The organism is Cognatishimia activa, assembly GCF_017798205.1.
Lineage (GTDB): Bacteria > Pseudomonadota > Alphaproteobacteria > Rhodobacterales > Rhodobacteraceae > Cognatishimia > Cognatishimia activa_A.
In genome coordinates this window covers 2,568,549-2,586,140 of the sequence record NZ_CP060010.1, presented here as the reverse complement: position 1 = coordinate 2,586,140, position 17,592 = coordinate 2,568,549, and the positions used below count along the sequence as shown (strand labels likewise).

Genomic DNA, 17,592 nt, shown 5'->3' with positions numbered 1-17,592 from the left:
GGATCACAGCGTGAACTCGCGCCATGTCCAATTGGGGTGTTTGGCGGCGATCTTGTCTTTGATCACTTGGGGCGGTTCATAGGTTTGGGCGGGATAAGTGCCGAATACCTCAAGCGTCATGGTGCAGCGCGCGGCGTGGAAGTATTTGCCGCAGCCGTTCTGGTGACGCCAGCGCTCCAGATGCACGCCCTTGGGGTTTTCGCGCATGAAGAGATAGGCCTCGAAGTCCTCGTCCTTGGAGCCTGGGCCAAAGCGTTTCAGATGCGCTTCGCCCTCGGCGTGGAATTCGGTTTCTTCGGCGGTGACGCCGCAATATGGGCAGGTAAGGACGAGCATCAGCGGGCCTCCTTTCTAAGTCTTACAATCTCGCCAAGCAGGCCGCCAATGCAGCCCGCAAGAGCGACGCATAGCCAAAAACCGGAGACGCCTCCGATCAGGCCGCCGACAATACGGCTTCCGTTGCCGAAAATGGCACCGATCATGACACCCAGTGTTGCGCCAGCGATTGGGGTTTCCATCAGTGCGCCACCCCTGCTGCGACGCTCTCGTCGATGAAGCGGCCTTCGATAAAGCGTTCCATGCCGAATTCCGCTGACAACGGTCCGGGCTCACCCTTGGCGATCAGTTCCGCTGTCGCCCAGCCGCCGCCCGGGATGGCTTTGAAGCCGCCGGTGCCCCAGCCTGCGTTGATAAAGCAGTTGCCCAGAGGCGTTTTGCCAATGACTGGCGAGCGGTCGCCAGTCACATCCACGATACCGCCCCATTGGCGCAGCATTTTCAGTCGCGAGATCATCGGGAAGGTTTCAACCAGCGCACGCACGGTTTCCTCGATGTGATGGAAAGAGCCGCGTTGGGTGTAGTTGTTAAACCCGTCGGTGCCGCCACCGATAACCATTTCGCCTTTGTCAGACTGGCTCATGTAGCCATGCACTGTGTTGGCCATGACCACGACATCCATGCAGGGTTTGATCGGCTCGGAGACCAGCGCCTGAAGGGCGACGGACTCCATCGGAAGACGGAAGCCAGCCATTTCGGCCAGCGCGCCCGAGTTGCCGGCGACCACAAGGCCGAGCTTATCGCAATCAATCGGGCCTTTGGTGGTGTCAACGCCTTTGACTTTGCCGCCTTCTGAGCGCACGCCAATGACTTCGCATTTCTGGATGATGTCCATGCCCATGTCGGAACAGGCGCGCGCATAGCCCCAGGCTACCGCATCGTGACGGCCAGTACCGCCTCGCGCCTGCCAAAGCGCACCCAGCACCGGATAGCGTGGCCCCGAGATATTCATGATCGGGCAGAGTTCTTTGACCTTTTCGGGTCCGATAAATTCTGTCTGCACGCCCTGCAAAGCGTTTGCATGCGCCGTGCGCTGATAGCCGCGGACCTCATGTTCGGTCTGCGCCAGCATCATCACGCCGCGCGGGGAGAACATGACGTTGTAGTTCAGGTCTTGAGACAGGGTCTCATAAAGGCTGCGCGCCTTTTCGTACAAGGCGGCCGAGCTGTCCTGCAGATAGTTCGAGCGGATGATCGTGGTGTTCCGACCGGTGTTGCCGCCACCAAGCCAGCCTTTTTCGATAATCGCCACATTGGTGATGCCGAAATTCTTGCCCAAATAGTAGGCCGTGGCCAGACCATGGCCCCCCGCTCCGACAATGATGACGTCGTATTTCTTTTTCGGCTCGGGGCTGCGCCAGGCGCGTTCCCAGCCGCTGTGAAAGCGCAGGGCCTCGCGGGCGATGGCAAATGCAGAGTAGCGTTTCATCCAAAGCATCCAATTGTGGTGTTTTTATCCATGTGACTCATGGGCAAGAAATCGGCCCCAGTCAAACCGTCCCTTTTGCGCCAAGTTGCGACATTGTGACGACAAATAGCGCTTCCTCTTTTTTGTCGAGCCCTGCGAGGTTACATCAGGGGGGCATAACACGAGGATGTACGATGGAATTCTGGCTGATCGCGGTATTGATCTCGGCTTTGGTGGCCGCGCTTTTGGGGCGCAGCCTATTGCGCGGTCAGGACGGCGAAGTAGACGCGGCGGCCTATGATGTGCAGGTCTATCGCGACCAGCTGAGCGAAGTGGATCGCGACGTGGCCCGTGGCGTATTGGGCGAGGCTGAGGCAGAGCGGACCAGAACCGAGATTTCCCGTCGTCTTCTGGCCGCGGATGCGGCGGCAAAATCAGTCGCTGCCAAGGGTGCGCGGACGGGTGTGGAAACCTGGGGCGGACTGACCCTGACCGCCATTCTTGTGACGGCTGGCGGGCTTGGGCTCTATAGCTATCTTGGCAAACCTCAGATGGGCGATATGCCGTTGGAAAACCGGCTTCAAGAGGCACGTGATCTTGCCAGCACACGGCTGTCTCAGGCCGCGTTTGAAGCGCAAATGCCTGTGGCCACCTCGCCAGATCCTGATCCAAGTTTATTGAACCTTGTCGAACAGTTACGGGACGTTGTTAAAGAACGTCCTGACGATCTGCGAGGCTTTCAGCTATTGGCGCGCAATGAGGCTTCATTGGGCAATTATACCCGTGCCTATGCGGCCCAGAACCGCATCATTGAGCTGAAAGGCGACGCGGTCGAGACCAACGATTATCTCACCTTGGCAGATTATTACATGATCGCGGCGCAGGGCTATATCTCGCCCGAAGCCGAGGACGCTCTGAGCGAGGCAATCCGGCGCGAGCCTCAAAACGGGTTTGCGCGCTATTACACGGGCCTGTTGATGATGCAGACCGGACGTCCTGATCTGACCTTCCGCTTCTGGCGCGTATTGCTGGAAGAAGGCCCCGAGAACGCGCCCTGGATCGCGCCTATTAGGTCCAATATCGACGATCTCGCCTGGATCGCAGGCGTGCGATACGACCCGCCTGCCCCGCGCGGACCATCCGCAGAAGATATCGCCGCCGCCGAGTCGCTTAGTGCGACTGATAGGGCTGCAATGATCGAGGGCATGGTAGCGAGCCTGTCGGACAGACTGGCCTCGGAAGGTGGATCCGCGCAGGAATGGGCTCAGTTGATAAACGCCCTGGGCGTTTTGGGCCGCACAGGCGACGCAAAAGACATTTGGACAGAGGCGCAGGATCTTTTTAAAGAGACGCCGGAAGGCTTGGCCATGATCAACCAAGCCGCTGCCAATGCGGGCCTTACGGAAGAATAGATGATTTTAGACGATCTGAACGCACAGGCGCAGGAAATCCCTGTGATGCAGGCGATGATGGGCTTGGATCTTGGCACCAAAACCATCGGGGTCGCCGTGTCAGATGGGATGCAATCTGTTGCCACGCCGCTGGAAACAATAAAACGCAAGAAATTCACGCAGGACGCCGAGCGACTTTTGCAGATCATCGCAGAACGCAATATCGGCGCAGTCGTTTTGGGATTGCCGCTGAACATGGACGGCACCGAAGGCCCGCGCGCGCAATCCACCCGCGCCTTTGCCCGCAATCTGGAGAAACTGATCGAGATCCCAATCACCTTCTGGGACGAGCGCCTCTCCACCGTGGCCGCCGAACGCGCGCTTTTAGAGGGGGATACGTCACGAAAACGTCGCTCAGAGGTTATCGATCACGTGGCGGCGTCCTATATCCTTCAAGGTGTGCTGGACCGTTTGGGTCACCTGCGCCGCAGCTAGGATGGGAATACCCTAATGAACGAGAAATCTCGGGTCTGGAAACGCAACGAAATTGACAGCCCCTGTATTCAGATCTGTGTCATCCATCCGACGGAGCGGATTTGTACCGGATGCTATCGGTCTATCGACGAGATTGGCGCCTGGTCGAAATTTTCGGACGATGAACGCGCCGAGATCATGGCAGAGCTGCCAGATCGCGCACCCCGGCTGAAAAAACGCCGCGGTGGACGCGCAGCGCGGCTTAAGTGAAGCACAGGCAAGAGCCAAGTATAACGTGAAACCGGCTCCACGCGTGCGTTCTATATTTTAAACATTTTCAAGAACTTAAGCCACAATTGACTGAATAGCTTCGTTTTCAACAACGCGGATATCAGCAAGAGTCACGGTTCCAGCAGCCCCATCAAGACGGGCGACAACCTGTCCGTTGGCGCTCACGACGGCCGCACCAGCGTCAGCGGTGATAGCCACGCTCACAGTTGCCGCTGTTGGGACTTGAATGGCCAGAATATCTTCACCGGGAACAAAGTCTTCAATCACCGGCGGTGCAGAGCCATCGACGTAAACCCCAGTTAGGAAAGCATCGCGATCGGCACCGCCATTTGCGACGTCTCCACTGCCCAGGAATAGAAGATCACTTCCAGCACCGCCCTCTAGGCGATCCGCATCTACGATGTCGGTTGCATCAATAACATCATCCACGCGACTAGAATCGAGAATCCCCCACAAGAGGTCACTTCCGGCTCCTCCATTTAGAGTATCCGCGCCCCGTCCACCTTCTAAGAGGTCATCACCGGCATCACCGGACAAGGAATCATCGCCGACGCCACCGTACAACAGGTCCACGCCATCTCCACCAAACAGAGTATCTTCACCGCGTGCCGCCAAAAGCACGTCATCGCCTGCACCACCCCGCAAAAGATCGTCGCCAATGCCGCCCTCCAGTTGGTCATTGCCTGCGCCACCGTCCAGAATGTCTGCACCCGCAGCGCCAAGAAGAAGATCCCGGCCGTCTCCGCCGGTGAGCGTATCATCGCCCTCTGTTCCATCTGTCCGGGTGATCGTTTCCTCTTCGTCGCTTCCAAAATCAACAAGCGAGGACAGCGTAACACCTACGGCCACGAGGCCGAGCAATACCAAAAGCTCCATAGCAATCTCTTTCTAAAATATGCCTTTGGATAGGTTTCACCGCACTTTCGACAGTCCTGCAAGCTATTGGTGAGTTCGATGCAGATTGATGAAACGAATGACGGCTCGTCGGCGAACTGTTTACCTGAGGCGAACAATGCACCACCAAGTTTCGGGAATGCAGAAATGATATGTTAACTCTGGTGTATGAAGGTCGCGGCAGAGGCATAAATTGCGCTGGAAAACGCTGATTTCAGCGCCTCAGCACATACGAAAGCGGGCCATCGGCCCGCAGAACTCTTCTACATTATCCACATGTTTGCACGCTAAACGTGTTAATTTTGGCCGAATCTGCGGATTTCTTTACAATTTCCAACAAATTCGGCCACGCATGGTTAGGCCGCATCTGAGGTAAGATTTGGATTCTCTACGGCCACCACATTCGTTGCAGTGATATCTGTCGGGGCGACATTCAGCCGTGCCACGGGCACCCCATCCAGAAGGATCACAGAGCCTCCTGCAGAGGACGCAGGCTCAACGGTGATTGTGTAGTCAGCACCCGGCAGGATCTCGACCTCAAGCACGTCTTCGCCCGGAGTGAAGTCCGTGACCACAGGCACATTAGCCGCGTCAACGTAAGCGCCGGTCACAAAGACATCTGCATCCGCGCCACCGGTGGCCGTATCTCCGCTGCCCATGAGCAGTCGGTCCATACCATCGCCACCATCCAAGATGTCCCGGTCCAGAAGGTCTGAGGCGTCTTTGACGTCATCGATCCGCGAGTCCATGAAGCCGACGAGCACGTCATCCCCTGCGCCGCCCAGCATTGTGTCCTCGCCAAGACCGCCGACAAGCGTGTCGCCTTCAGTGCCGCCGTCCAGCAAGTCGCTGCCTACGCCGCCATAGAGGTGGTCCTGACCGCCTTCGCCGTAAAGCGAATCCTGACCACGTGCGCCAAAGAGCGAGTCGTCAGAGTCGCCACCAAAGAGCACGTCATCGCCAAGCCCACCTTGCAGCTGATCGTTGCCCGCGCCGCCCTGAAGCGTGTCGTCGCCATCAGTGCCGGGCACGATGGTGATGTCGTCATGGTCGTCCCCGCCATCACCACCATCGTCGTCGCCACCGTCCCCTGTGTCGTCACCCATATCATCATCCATGCCGTCGTCGTCGTCCATGCCGTCATCCATGCCGTCGTCACCATCCCCTGTGCCGTCACCCATATCATCATCCATGCCGTCGTCGTCGTCCATGCCGTCATCCATGCCGTCGTCACCATCCCCTGTGCCGTCATCAATTGGCATGTCGTCGTCACCGCTGCCGGTGTCGTCGTCATCGTTGTCCGAGATTTCATCACTTACGAAATCAACCAGAAAGAACAGTCCTGCGCCCACAGTGAGGCAGCACAATAAGTACATAATGTGGTGCATGATAATCCTCGTTAATAAATCGCCACTGCCTCGAAATCGCCGCAATTATTAACAAAAGACAAATTTTAGCCCCAAAGCGGCCTGTGAAATGGAAACACTCAATGGGTGCCGTCTGAAACTGTTCCGCGGCTCGCGACAATCAGCCTAAAGCTCTGAAAACATATGATTTTTAGAATGTAATCCAGTCACCGAGTCCGCCAACCATCTCGGGACGGAAATAGGCGATCATACGCCCCTCCGGATCAGCCGTTGCTCCCTGCCCCCAAGGTGCGACACCATGCAAAAGGTGGCGGTGGATCACATAGGCTTCGCCGGGTCTGACCGCGAGTTCGATGCGGGTGCATGTGTCAAACACCTCACGCCGCGCGGCTTTATAGGGCTCGGAAATGTCGGCCTTGGGCCAATCGGCGCGCGGATGCTCGGCCAATGCGGTCGCCAAAGCACGCTGCATGATGTGGTGGCTTCCATCCCAGAGAACCATCGGACTCGCGGTGGCGCTGGCCTCGTTCAAGGGCAGACCCAGAATGAACTGATGATATTCGTCGCAGACGCGCGCACCGGTGTCTCTGTTCAAGCGCGGCCCGTCCACATGGGCCGCATCGCGTCTGAGGCGATAGCCGAAGGCGGCCTCAGTCTCTCCGTCGCGGGGCTTGGGGTATCCAGGTTTGATGATCGACACCTGCGCGGGGTGGAAATCGGGCAGATCCCCGAAGAGGGTGCTGAGGTGCTGTAGCAATTTCTCGCCCAGGGCGACGCCGTTGATCGCTCCAGCGGTATCATTTTCAAGCACATCGACCCCAACAAACCACGTGTCGCCGCATTGCCACCAATGCGCGTGCTTGGGATCCTGCGCTGCCGCTTGCCCCGCGCGTCGCGCCGCTGTGGCCCAAGCCGCCAACTGCGGATCATAAGAAAACCGCAGCCAGCCGCGCTGCGCGAAATGGTCTTGAGGGCTCAGATCAGATCCCAAAGCTACGCCGCAGCATGTTGATAGACACAAGCACAAGGAACACGGCAAATACGCGTTTCAAGGGTTTTGGGTCCAAGCTATGGGCCAGTTTCACGCCCCAAGGCGCGGTGATCAGTGTCATGGCCACGATAATAGCAAAAGCGATCAGGTTGACCGCGCCGATGGTGAATGGCGGTTTAGAGGCCGGATCGACCTCGAGCATCAGAAAACCGATAACGCCCGGCACTGCGATCACCAGACCAAACCCAGCCGCAGTCGCAACAGCACGGTGGATCGGCACATTGTGCAAAGACATTAGAGGCACTCCGAAACTGCCGCCGCCAATGCCCATAAGCACCGACAGAAACCCAACCGAGGGGCTCATGACCGCACGGCGCGCACCCTTGGGCATCTCTGGACCCAAACGCCATTCTGACCGGCCAAACCCCATATAGAGCCCGACGATCATCGCAAGCACGCCAAATATCCCTTGCAACACATCTGAGCGTAGGTTCGAGGCAACAGCCACGCCGACAATGGCCCCAATGGCAATGCCCGGCGCCCAGCTTTTCAGGATCTCCCAATCGACCGCGCCTTTCTTGTTGTGGCTCATCACAGAGCGCACAGAGGTCACGACAATCGTTGCCAACGAGGTTGCGAGGCAGACCTGCATCAACTGCGGTCCCTCATAGCCAAGCACCTGAAAGCTATAGAAAAATGCAGGGACAAGAACGATGCCGCCGCCGACCCCCAAAAGACCTGCGAGCACGCCAGCAAAGGCTCCGATGGCAAGCAGGAAAGCCAGCAAGGGCAACAGTAAACTCATCTCTGGCATTTTACTCTCCTACCGCGAGGGCGGCATTTTCGACGTGGCTCAGGGCGTCTAGCACCAGTTCTGGACCTGCGCCCACCTTGCTTGCACCTTCGGACAACACCCGCCGCCACAAACGCGCGCCGGGACGACCCGCGAACAGGCCCAACATATGGCGCGAGACCTGATGCAGCCGCCCGCCAGAACTTAGGTGGCTTTCGATATAAGGCAACATGGCCCGGACGGCGTCTTGGGCTGTGATATGGTGATCTGTGCCATAGATACGCGTGTCGGCCTCAACAAGAATGTCGGACGGGCTGTGATAGGCCGCGCGCCCGATCATGACGCCATCCAACCCCGCCTCAAGATGCAAAAGCGCCTCATCCAGCGTCGCAATGCCGCCGTTGATCGACAGATGCAGCTCTGGGAATTGCGCTTTCATGCGATGGACAAGCGGATAGTCCAGCGGCGGGATATCCCGGTTTTCTTTCGGAGACAGCCCCTGCAGCCAGGCCTTGCGCGCGTGGATTGTGAGCCGCGTGATGCCCCGCCTCGCAATGGTTTCCAGAAACTGTGGCAGGATCTCTTCGGGCTCTTGATCATCCACGCCGATGCGGCATTTCACCGTGACCTCAACGTCCACAGCATCCTGCATCGCGGCAACACAATCTGCGACCAAATCAGGCTGGCGCATCAGAACCGCGCCAAATGTGCCCGATTGCACGCGATCAGAGGGGCAGCCGACGTTCAGGTTGATCTCATCATAGCCGGCGTCTGCGCCCATTTTGGCGGCCTGCGCCAGTTCGGCCGGATCCGATCCACCCAGCTGCAGCGCAACCGGATGCTCCTCTTGCGAATAGTCCAAGAGATGCAGCGCCCCACCCCGCACCAAAGCCGGCGCGGTAACCATTTCCGTGTAAAGCAGCGTTTCGCGCGACAAGAGACGGTGCAGAAAGCGGCAATGACGGTCTGTCCAATCCATCATCGGGGCCACAGAGAGCCGCGCGGATGTTGCTAGATCGGGGTGGGTCACGGTTTGCCTCTGAATAGCTGATGCTGGTTCAACGATCGGGGTTACACCTGTGTCGGGTCTCAGACAAGAGAGATCGAGGAAAGCTTCGAATCAAACGCGCGGCTCATCCAGTATGGTGGCGGCCCAGGAACGCTAATTCGTGAACAATGAAGCGCAAAGCCGAGCACTGCCATGAAGCCAGCAACAATCAGCCAAATATAGTTAACTAAGTCCTAACGCGGAACACTGGCCCCCTAGATGCAAATGGATTGTTTCCATTTCCAAGTTGAGTTTCGCCAAGAACGTGTTTCACTGCCCCCAATACGGGCGAAATTGTCCAACCATCGGAAACAAAACCGAGATTCACGCGCAGCAAATATGGCCAAACTTGGGCAGAAACTCGTCATTTGGCAGGCAAGACCGATGACTTGCCCATTTGGGAAACGCGCTTTCGCCCCTAACCTGATCGCAAGAACGCGCGAGCGCGATGTAGCGGCACATACTGGTCCGCCAGTCATCGCATCTTCGCGCCGGGACGTCCAAGCGCCCCAAGTCTGGGTAAATCGACCTCAAACCCCCGAGGTCAGGTGAAAGGTAGGCACGACAATGGCTGACAAAGATCTCCGTGAAGGCACCCCTTGGCCTCCGATTTGTTTTGCGACCGGTACGCAGATCGCAACCAGCAAGGGCACGCGCGCCATCGAATCCCTGCGCCCCGGTGACAAAGTTATCACACGTGACAATGGCCTTCAGGAAATCGCTTGGGTCGGTCATCGTGAGTTTTCGTCAATGGACCTGGACCGCAACGAAGACCTGCGCCCGATCCTGATCAAGGCAGGTGCCTTGGGACCAAACGCGCCTGAAACCGATATTCTGGTGTCGCCCAACCACCGCATGCTTATCACCAATGACATCACTGCTTTGGTGTTTGATGAGCGCGAAACACTGGTCGCCGCCAAGCATCTTTTGGGCAAAAAGGGCGTCAAACGCGTCAATATCGGCGGTGTGGGCTATCACCATGTTCTATTTGAGCACCACGAAGTCATTCTGGGCAACGGTGCCTGGTCCGAAAGCTTTCAGCCCGGTGATTATTCGCTGGGCACACTAGAGACCGCCCAAAAGGACGAGATCTTCAAGATTTTCCCGGAACTGCGCGAGCGCGAGACCCTAGGCATGTTTGTCTCGGCCCGCCGCACTCTCAACAAACGAGAAGCCGTGTTTCTGCGGACGCATTAACTTCACTATCCCCAACAGTGACTGACGCGTCCTTCGGGGCGCGTTTTTTTCTGCCTGCTGTTTTTTCAGGCGGGATGTGATTTGCTTAATTTTTAAGCGCGCGCGCATTTTTCACGCAAGTTAACGGTTTTGTCGCCGCATTTTGCTTTCGTACGATCTGAAAATGTCCAAATTTCGGAGGGTATCTTTCGTTTTACCCAATGTTCCGAGGTCAGCCATCCCGCTTGCGCCTGCATATCTTGACGTGCCTACGCCGCCGACACCGCCCACAGCGATTGGGCCGGTGCCGCGTACGCAGGGGGTTTTGAGCCTCTCGACCAAGGCGGTTGGGGCTGGGTCGGGCATTGATAAATTCCGCACCTCCGGCGCGATGAAGGCCCTCTTTCCGCGCGGGCATGGGGTGCAAGCGATCATGATCAATACCTCTGGCGGCCTGACCGGAGGCGATCAGCTGGATATCGAGGCCTCTGCGGGCACGGGCAGCCACCTGACCCTGACCACTCAGGCCGCCGAGCGTGCCTATCGGTCCAAAGAGGGCCATGCGCGGATGGACTCGCATCTGTCAGTGGCAGCGGGGGGATCGCTGCATTGGTTGCCACAGGAACTGATCCTGTTTGAAGGCGCGCGGCTTAATCGCAGCCTGACCGTGGATTTGGCCCAAGACGCCAAGTTCCTGATGGTAGAGCCCATGATCTTTGGCCGCACTGCCATGGGTGAAGTGCTAAACGACGTTGATTTCAAAGACAAAATCCGCGTGACGTGCGATGGCGCACCGCTCTATTTTGACGGTATGCATCTGACCGGCGATGTGGCCGCCCAACTCACTGACCGCGCCGTTGCTCATCGTGCAGGTGCAATGGTCAGCCTGCTCTACGTGGCCCCTGATGCTGAGGCCCACCTAGCGCCGCTTCGCGCCCTTCTCCCTCAGACCGGAGGCGCGAGCCTTCTGGCCCCTGATGTTCTTGCTCTGCGCATGGTGGCCTCTGACAGCCACACATTACGCAGCCCCCTTTTGCCGATCCTCGATCGCCTTTCCGGCGACGGGCTTCCTACGTCTTGGAGACTATAAGACATGCAACTCACCCCTCGGGAAAAAGACAAACTGCTGGTGGCCATGGCTGCCGAAGTGGCGCGCAAACGACTGGCGCGCGGTGTCAAACTGAACCACCCCGAAGCCATCGCCTTGATCACCGATGCGGTGGTCGAAGGCGCGCGCGACGGGCGCTCGGTGGCGGACATGATGCAGGCCGGTGCCGAAGTGGTGACCCGCGCGCAGGTCATGGAGGGCATCGCCGAGATGATCCACGAGGTTCAGGTCGAGGCCACCTTTCCCGATGGCACCAAACTGGTGACCGTACACAACCCTATTCGCTGAGGACAGACACATGAAAACAATCACTTACGCGACTTTCGCGACGCTCTTTCTGGCAGCACCTGCCTTGGCGCATTCCGGCGCGCATCTGCACCCGCATGGGTTTGAGAACCTGAATATGGGTCTCGCCCTGATCGCAGCAGCAGGTGCGGCGGCCTTCCTGCTGGCAGGTCGCAAATGATCCCCGGAGAGCTGATCCCAGCCGAGGGCACTCTTGAGCTCAATCCCGGCGCAGAAGTCACGACGCTTATGGTGGCCAACACCGGAGACCGTCCAGTGCAGGTCGGCAGCCACTATCATTTCGCCGAGACCAATCCGGGTCTCGAATTTGACCGAGAGGCCGCCCACGGCATGCGTCTGGACATCGCCGCGGGCACCGCCGTGCGCTTTGAGCCGGGTCAGAAACGTGAAGTGAACCTGATCCCGATTTCCGGGGGCCGCGTGGTCTATGGGTTTAATCAGAAGGTTATGGGCAAGCTGTGAGATCTGCGGCGAGGGCCGCGCCCGGACCTCGGGGTGGGCGCTCTGACGCTGCTGACAGCCATGACCTTGCAATACACTGCCAGCTTGATCTGGCGCAGAACATAACAAACGCGCCCTCCCCATGGGGGAGGTCCGGGCGCGGCCCGGCCTTCGGCCGAGCGGATGGATACAACTAGGGAACTGAACATATGCCCGCACAAATAAAACGTTCCGATTACGCCGCCATGTTCGGCCCCACCGTCGGCGACAAGCTGCGACTGGCCGACACCGACCTGATCATCGAAGTCGAGCGGGACCTGATCGCCGAACGCTCTGGCACCGCGACCACGGGCGGCAGCGGGGCAAACGCGCTGCACTATGGTGAAGAGGTCAAATTCGGCGGCGGCAAAGTCATTCGCGACGGCATGGGCCAAGCCCAGACCACCCGCGCGGACGGCGCCGTTGATACCGTGATCACCAATGCGCTGATCGTGGACCATACCGGCATCTACAAAGCCGACGTGGGACTGAAAAACGGCCGCATCCACAAGATCGGCAAGGCAGGCAACCCCGACACGCAACCGGGCGTCGATATCATCGTTGGCCCCGGCACTGAGGCCATCGCGGGCGAAGGCCGCATCCTGACCGCAGGTGGGTTTGACTCACACATCCACTTCATCTGCCCACAACAGATCGAGGATGCTCTGCATTCGGGCCTCACCACAATGCTCGGCGGAGGCACCGGGCCAGCGCACGGCACCTTGGCCACCACCTGTACCCCCGGTGCCTGGCACCTTGGTCGAATGATGCAGGCGGCAGATGCGTTCCCCATGAACCTGGCCTTCGCAGGCAAGGGCAACGCCAGCCTGCCCGCAGCACTTAAAGAGCAGATCAACGCTGGCGCCTGCGCAATGAAGCTGCACGAAGACTGGGGCACGACGCCGGCGGCCATCGACTGCTGCCTTTCGGTGGCCGACGCGATGGATGTTCAGGTCATGATCCACACGGATACGCTCAATGAGTCCGGTTTTGTCGAAAACACTGTCGCCGCCATGAAGGGCCGAACTATTCACGCCTTCCACACCGAAGGCGCGGGCGGCGGGCATGCCCCCGACATCATCAAGATCTGTGGCGAAGAGCATGTACTGCCTTCCTCGACCAACCCAACCCGCCCCTTCACCGTGAACACCATCGAAGAACACCTCGACATGCTGATGGTCTGCCACCATCTGGACAAGTCGATCCCCGAAGACGTGGCCTTTGCCGAAAGCCGCATCCGCCGCGAGACGATTGCTGCAGAAGATATCCTGCATGACATGGGTGCTTTCTCAATCATCGCATCGGATAGTCAGGCCATGGGCCGCGTCGGCGAAGTCATCATCCGCACCTGGCAAACCGCTGATAAGATGAAGAAACAACGCGGCAAACTGGCTGAAGAAACCGGCGACAACGACAACTACCGCGTCCGCCGCTACGTGGCGAAATACACGATCAACCCGGCGATTGCCCATGGCATCAGCCATGAGATCGGCTCGATTGAGGAAGGCAAACGCGCCGACCTCGTGCTCTGGAACCCCGCCTTCTTTGGGGTTAAACCCGAGATGGTCCTTTTGGGTGGCACGATTGCCGCCGCGCAGATGGGCGACCCGAACGCATCGATCCCAACCCCTCAGCCGGTCTATTCGCGCCCAATGTGGGGCGCCTATGGCCGCTCGGTCGAAAACTCGGCCGTGACCTTTGTATCGGGCGCGGCTCAGTCGATGAATATCGGCGAGAGCCTTGGTCTGGCGAAGGAAACCGTCGCCGTACAGAACACGCGCGATATCGGCAAAAAGGACCTAAAACTCAACGACGCAACACCTGAGGTCGAGGTCCACCCCGAGACCTATGAGGTTCGCGCCGATGGTGAACTTCTGACCTGTCAACCGGCCACAGAGCTCCCGATGGCCCAGCGTTATTTCCTGTTCTAACATGTTGATTGCACAGACATATAAACGTGCGGGTGATTGGGAGGGCGATGCCCTCTCGGTAACGCTCGATTACGAAGGCCGCTTTCTGCGCCGCAAGAAACTGACAACCGATCAGGGCGAGGCTTTCGTGCTGGATCTGGGACAGACCACCTCGCTGGATCACGGAGACGCGGTCGAACTGGCCGATGGCCGCCTGGTGGAGATCAAAGCCGCGCCTGAGGCCGTGCTGATCGTCACCGGCGAAAACCTTGCCCGCATTGGCTGGCACATCGGCAACCGCCATACGCCGTGTCAGATCGAAGAGGATCGCCTGTTGATCCAAGACGATCCGGTCATCGCCCATATGCTGAGCCATGTAGGCGCGAAATGCGAGAAAGCCACCCTGCCCTTCACCCCCGAAGGCGGCGCCTATGGCCACGGGCGCACCCATAGCCACGAACACGGCAACTCGGCACATGATCACAGCCATCATCACCACGATCACGGGCACGACCATGCCCATTGATCCGCGTCTTCCGACCCTGACCCAATGGCTGTCGCCCAGCTATCCCATGGGGGCCTTTGCCTTTTCCCATGGGCTTGAGGCAGCGATTGCCGAGGGCTGGGTCAAAGACGAGGAGACGCTCTTTGAATGGCTAAAAGGCGTGTTGTCGCAAGGTTCCGGCCGCGGCGACGCAATCCTGATCTGGAGCGCCTATACCTCTGATAACATTGAAGACATCGACGCCATCGCCCGCGCCTTTGCGCCAAGCTCAGAACGGCTCCGAGAAGCGCAGCGCCAAGGGTCGGCCTTTGCTCGCGTCACACGAGAGGTCTGGGAAATAGACCTTCCCGACCTCATGCTGCCTGTCGCCTTGGGCCACGCGGCCAAGCTGGTCGACCTCGCCCCTGCCGAACTGGTTGCGCTCTATCTGCACAGCTTCGCCAGCAACCTTACGCAGGCCGCCCAACGCTTGATGCCACTGGGCCAGACCGGAGCGCAGCGGGTGCTGCACCGCCTGACCCCGCTCTGCAGCCAGATCGCCGAAGACACCCGCGATCTGACGCCAGATGACATCCATTCCAACGCCTTCCTCAGCGACATCGCCGCGATGCGCCACGAGGTGCAAGAACCGAGGCTTTTCCAATCATGACCAAACTCAACGGACCGCTTCGCATCGGTATCGGAGGCCCCGTCGGCGCGGGCAAAACCACCCTGACCGCACGCCTCTCCGAGCGCCTGAAAGAACGCTATTCCATCGGTGTCATCACCAATGACATCTACACCCAAGAAGACGCCGAAGCACTGACACGCATGCAAATCCTGCCCTCTGACCGGATCATCGGCGTGGAAACCGGCGGCTGTCCCCATACGGCGATCCGCGAGGACGCCTCAATCAACCTCGCCGCTGTGGCCGAGATGCAGGATCGTTTCCCAGACGTCGAGGTCGTGCTGATTGAATCAGGCGGCGACAACCTGTCGGCCACCTTCTCGCCTGAACTTGCAGATTTCACCGTCTATGTGATCGACGTGGCGGCCGGCGAAGAGATCCCGCGCAAAGGAGGCCCAGCCCTCACGCGCTCGGATCTTCTGATCATCAACAAGACAGACCTCGCGCCCTATGTCGGTGCCTCGCTTGAGGTCATGGACCGCGACGCGACCCAGCAACGCGGCGGGCGTCCACATATCTTTGCGCAGCTGAAACACGGGCAAAGCGTGGATGAAATCATCGCGGTGATCGAAGACCAGGCCGGGCTGATCCCCGCGTCAGACATGCAAAAGGCGGGTTAACCCCGCCTTTTGTGGCGCTACGCCAGCGCGGTCAGCTCGATTTCGATCCGGAACTTCGGATCAATCAGATTGCATTCAATCATCGTCGCTGCCGGTGGGTTCGCCCCAAAGGTCTCCGCAAGCAGTTCAAAGCAAGGCTCAAACTCCGCCGCATCCGGCAGGTAGTAATTCACCCGCACGGCCTTCTCAAACCCGGACCCAGCCTTCTCGAGCGCCGCGCCAATGGTTTCCAGCGCGGATTTGCACTGCGCAACCACATCGTCGCCCTGCCCGACGGTGCCCGCAACATGCACGAAACCGCCTGCAACAACTGCGCGGCAATAGCCGACCTTGGCCTCAAATTCTCCGCCTGATGAAATACGTGTGATGGTCATAGGTCCCTCATTTTCTCTTGCCAAAAAAATCCCCGCCGGAGGCTCCTACCTCAGACGGGGACGCATACTTTTGAACTGAGGCGCTTAACCCGCCTCAGCGGTCTCTTTCTCTGCATCCGCGTGGATCATCAGAGGCGCTGCATCCGAGGTCACGGCCTCTTCGTTCACAACAACCTCAGTCACGCTGTCCATACCCGGCAGATCAAACATCGTATCCAGCAGGATCTCTTCGAGGATCGAGCGCAGACCACGTGCGCCGGTTTTGCGTTCAATCGCACGGCGCGCGATGGCTTTGAGAGCGTCCTCGGTAAAGCTCAGCTGGGTGTCTTCCAGATCAAAGAGGCGTTGATACTGTTTCACCAGCGCGTTCTTAGGTTCTGTCAGAATGATGACCAGCGCGTCTTCGTCCAGATCTTCCAAAGTCGCCAGAACCGGCAAACGGCCGACGAATTCCGGGATCAGGCCGAATTTCAACAGATCTTCCGGCTCGAGATCCTGGAAAATCTCGCCAACGCCGCGTTCGTCATTGTCACGCACATCCGCACCAAAGCCCATGGCAGAGCCTTTGCCACGTTGCGCAATAATCTTATCCAGACCCGCAAAGGCGCCACCGCAGATAAACAGGATATTGGTCGTGTCGACCTGCAGGAATTCCTGCTGTGGATGCTTGCGGCCCCCTTGAGGCGGAACCGAAGCAACGGTGCCTTCCATCAGCTTCAGAAGCGCTTGTTGCACGCCCTCGCCCGAGACATCGCGGGTGATCGAAGGGTTCTCAGACTTGCGGGTGATCTTGTCGACCTCGTCGATATAAACGATGCCGCGCTGCGCGCGTTCGACGTTATACTCAGACGCCTGCAGAAGTTTCAGGATAATGTTCTCGACGTCTTCGCCCACATAGCCCGCTTCGGTCAGCGTGGTCGCATCGGCCATCGTAAACGGTACATCCAGAATGCGCGCGAGGGTTTGCGCCAGCAGCGTCTTACCGCAGCCCGTCGGCCCCATCAGCAGGATGTTGGATTTCTGCAGCTCAATATCGCCAGACTTCTGGGCGTGGTTCAGACGTTTGTAGTGGTTGTGCACCGCCACAGACAGAACTCGTTTCGCAACGCCCTGACCGATCACATAATCGTCCAGAACCTGACAGATCTCTTTCGGGGTTGGCACGCCTTCGGAAGATTTCAGCCCAGCGGACTTCGTCTCTTCGCGGATGATGTCCATACAAAGCTCAACGCATTCATCGCAGATGAAGACCGTTGGGCCCGCGATCAGCTTGCGCACCTCGTGCTGACTCTTGCCGCAGAAGCTGCAGTACAGAGTGTTCTTGCTGTCTCCACCACCGGAAGTATTCGCCATATGGTCGTCCTTTCAGGCCGTCAGCCTATGCCCCTTGGGTCGTTGCCCATGTCCGTCGTTACCGACTTTCGTGCCAGCTTAGGCCAGCCTTTTTCCGCAT

22 protein-coding genes are annotated in these 17,592 nt (G+C 58.6%); 12 read left to right on the top strand and 10 right to left on the bottom strand.

All coding sequences use genetic code 11. The features are described from left to right. Positions 1-3 precede the first annotated feature (3 nt). Genes HZ995_RS12700 through HZ995_RS12690 form a run of 3 tightly spaced genes read right to left on the bottom strand, consistent with a single transcriptional unit; the run spans position 4 to position 1,765 of the window. Complete coding sequence (locus HZ995_RS12700) at positions 4-336, bottom strand: sarcosine oxidase subunit delta (RefSeq protein WP_209356018.1); 333 nt, start codon at positions 334-336, stop codon at positions 4-6. Beyond that, positions 336-518, bottom strand: a complete 183-nt coding sequence (locus HZ995_RS12695; RefSeq protein ID WP_209356017.1) for a hypothetical protein — start codon at positions 516-518, stop codon at positions 336-338. Before HZ995_RS12695 ends, HZ995_RS12700 begins: the two co-directional genes overlap by 1 nt. Beyond that, positions 518-1,765 carry a sarcosine oxidase subunit beta family protein gene (locus HZ995_RS12690; protein ID WP_209356016.1) on the bottom strand — a complete coding sequence of 416 codons (1,248 nt, stop codon included), beginning with the start codon at positions 1,763-1,765 and terminating at the stop codon, positions 518-520. Before HZ995_RS12690 ends, HZ995_RS12695 begins: the two co-directional genes overlap by 1 nt. Before the next feature lie 173 nt (positions 1,766-1,938). Here HZ995_RS12690 and ccmI point away from each other — a divergent pair, with 173 nt between their 5' ends. The 3 genes from ccmI to HZ995_RS12675 are packed head-to-tail and all read left to right on the top strand — an operon-like array spanning position 1,939 to position 3,879. Continuing rightward, the gene (gene ccmI / locus HZ995_RS12685; protein WP_209356015.1) at positions 1,939-3,156 is read left to right on the top strand and encodes a c-type cytochrome biogenesis protein CcmI; all 1,218 of its coding nucleotides are present in this window, start codon (positions 1,939-1,941) and stop codon (positions 3,154-3,156) included. Next, on the top strand, positions 3,157-3,630 hold the full coding sequence (ruvX, locus tag HZ995_RS12680) for a Holliday junction resolvase RuvX (RefSeq protein ID WP_209356014.1): 474 nt from the start codon (positions 3,157-3,159) through the stop codon (positions 3,628-3,630). A 15-nt stretch (positions 3,631-3,645) separates the two neighbouring features. Continuing rightward, complete coding sequence (locus HZ995_RS12675) at positions 3,646-3,879, top strand: DUF1289 domain-containing protein (RefSeq protein ID WP_209356013.1); 234 nt, start codon at positions 3,646-3,648, stop codon at positions 3,877-3,879. A 75-nt stretch (positions 3,880-3,954) separates the two neighbouring features. On the opposite strand, the gene HZ995_RS12670 is transcribed toward HZ995_RS12675, so the two are convergent. The 5 genes from HZ995_RS12670 to dusA all read right to left on the bottom strand — a co-directional run bounded on the left by HZ995_RS12670 (position 3,955) and on the right by dusA (position 8,927). Then, positions 3,955-4,776, bottom strand: a complete 822-nt coding sequence (locus HZ995_RS12670; RefSeq protein WP_209356012.1) for a calcium-binding protein — start codon at positions 4,774-4,776, stop codon at positions 3,955-3,957. Between the two features lie 374 nt (positions 4,777-5,150). Further along, entirely contained in the window at positions 5,151-6,182 is a 1,032-nt protein-coding gene (locus HZ995_RS16155) for a calcium-binding protein (RefSeq protein WP_209356011.1), read from the bottom strand. A gap of 169 nt (positions 6,183-6,351) precedes the next feature. Next, positions 6,352-7,152, bottom strand: a complete 801-nt coding sequence (locus HZ995_RS12660; RefSeq protein WP_245168663.1) for a hypothetical protein — start codon at positions 7,150-7,152, stop codon at positions 6,352-6,354. After that, entirely contained in the window at positions 7,142-7,966 is an 825-nt protein-coding gene (locus tag HZ995_RS12655; RefSeq protein ID WP_209356010.1) for a sulfite exporter TauE/SafE family protein, read from the bottom strand. Before HZ995_RS12655 ends, HZ995_RS12660 begins: the two co-directional genes overlap by 11 nt. Before the next feature lies 1 nt (position 7,967). After that, a complete protein-coding gene (dusA, locus tag HZ995_RS12650; RefSeq protein WP_209358262.1) occupies positions 7,968-8,927 on the bottom strand; it encodes a tRNA dihydrouridine(20/20a) synthase DusA in 960 nt (319 codons plus the stop codon). Between the two features lie 633 nt (positions 8,928-9,560). Here dusA and HZ995_RS12645 point away from each other — a divergent pair. From HZ995_RS12645 to ureG, 9 genes are all read left to right on the top strand, one after another. Next, positions 9,561-10,190, top strand: a complete 630-nt coding sequence (locus tag HZ995_RS12645; RefSeq protein WP_209356009.1) for a Hint domain-containing protein — start codon at positions 9,561-9,563, stop codon at positions 10,188-10,190. Between the two features lie 244 nt (positions 10,191-10,434). Beyond that, positions 10,435-11,259, top strand: a complete 825-nt coding sequence (locus HZ995_RS12640) for an urease accessory protein UreD (RefSeq protein WP_245168662.1) — start codon at positions 10,435-10,437, stop codon at positions 11,257-11,259. Positions 11,260-11,262: 3 nt separating this feature from the next. Continuing rightward, entirely contained in the window at positions 11,263-11,565 is a 303-nt protein-coding gene (locus tag HZ995_RS12635) for an urease subunit gamma (protein WP_209356007.1), read from the top strand. 10 nt (positions 11,566-11,575) lie between these two features. Next, positions 11,576-11,743, top strand: coding sequence for a peptidase M23 (locus tag HZ995_RS12630; RefSeq protein ID WP_209356006.1), 168 nt, complete (start codon positions 11,576-11,578; stop codon positions 11,741-11,743). Continuing rightward, positions 11,740-12,045 (top strand): urease subunit beta, encoded by a 306-nt coding sequence (locus tag HZ995_RS12625; protein ID WP_209356005.1) that lies wholly within the window; start codon positions 11,740-11,742, stop codon positions 12,043-12,045. The genes HZ995_RS12630 and HZ995_RS12625 overlap by 4 nt, the downstream gene beginning before the upstream one ends. 188 nt (positions 12,046-12,233) lie before the next feature. Further along, positions 12,234-13,994: an urease subunit alpha gene (gene ureC, locus HZ995_RS12620; RefSeq protein ID WP_209356004.1), complete on the top strand. Its 1,761-nt coding sequence runs from the start codon at positions 12,234-12,236 to the stop codon at positions 13,992-13,994. A 1-nt stretch (position 13,995) separates the two neighbouring features. After that, entirely contained in the window at positions 13,996-14,499 is a 504-nt protein-coding gene (locus HZ995_RS12615; protein ID WP_209356003.1) for an urease accessory protein UreE, read from the top strand. Continuing rightward, positions 14,450-15,127 (top strand): urease accessory protein UreF, encoded by a 678-nt coding sequence (locus tag HZ995_RS12610; RefSeq protein WP_245168661.1) that lies wholly within the window; start codon positions 14,450-14,452, stop codon positions 15,125-15,127. The genes HZ995_RS12615 and HZ995_RS12610 overlap by 50 nt, the downstream gene beginning before the upstream one ends. Next, positions 15,124-15,765 carry an urease accessory protein UreG gene (gene ureG, locus HZ995_RS12605; protein WP_209356002.1) on the top strand — a complete coding sequence of 214 codons (642 nt, stop codon included), beginning with the start codon at positions 15,124-15,126 and terminating at the stop codon, positions 15,763-15,765. The genes HZ995_RS12610 and ureG overlap by 4 nt, the downstream gene beginning before the upstream one ends. 17 nt (positions 15,766-15,782) lie before the next feature. Here the strand turns inward: ureG and HZ995_RS12600 are convergent, their stop codons facing one another. Both HZ995_RS12600 and clpX read right to left on the bottom strand, forming a co-directional pair. Continuing rightward, positions 15,783-16,139: a RidA family protein gene (locus HZ995_RS12600; protein WP_209356001.1), complete on the bottom strand. Its 357-nt coding sequence runs from the start codon at positions 16,137-16,139 to the stop codon at positions 15,783-15,785. Positions 16,140-16,223: 84 nt separating this feature from the next. Next, positions 16,224-17,492, bottom strand: a complete 1,269-nt coding sequence (clpX, locus tag HZ995_RS12595; RefSeq protein ID WP_209356000.1) for an ATP-dependent Clp protease ATP-binding subunit ClpX — start codon at positions 17,490-17,492, stop codon at positions 16,224-16,226. Positions 17,493-17,592 lie beyond the last annotated feature (100 nt).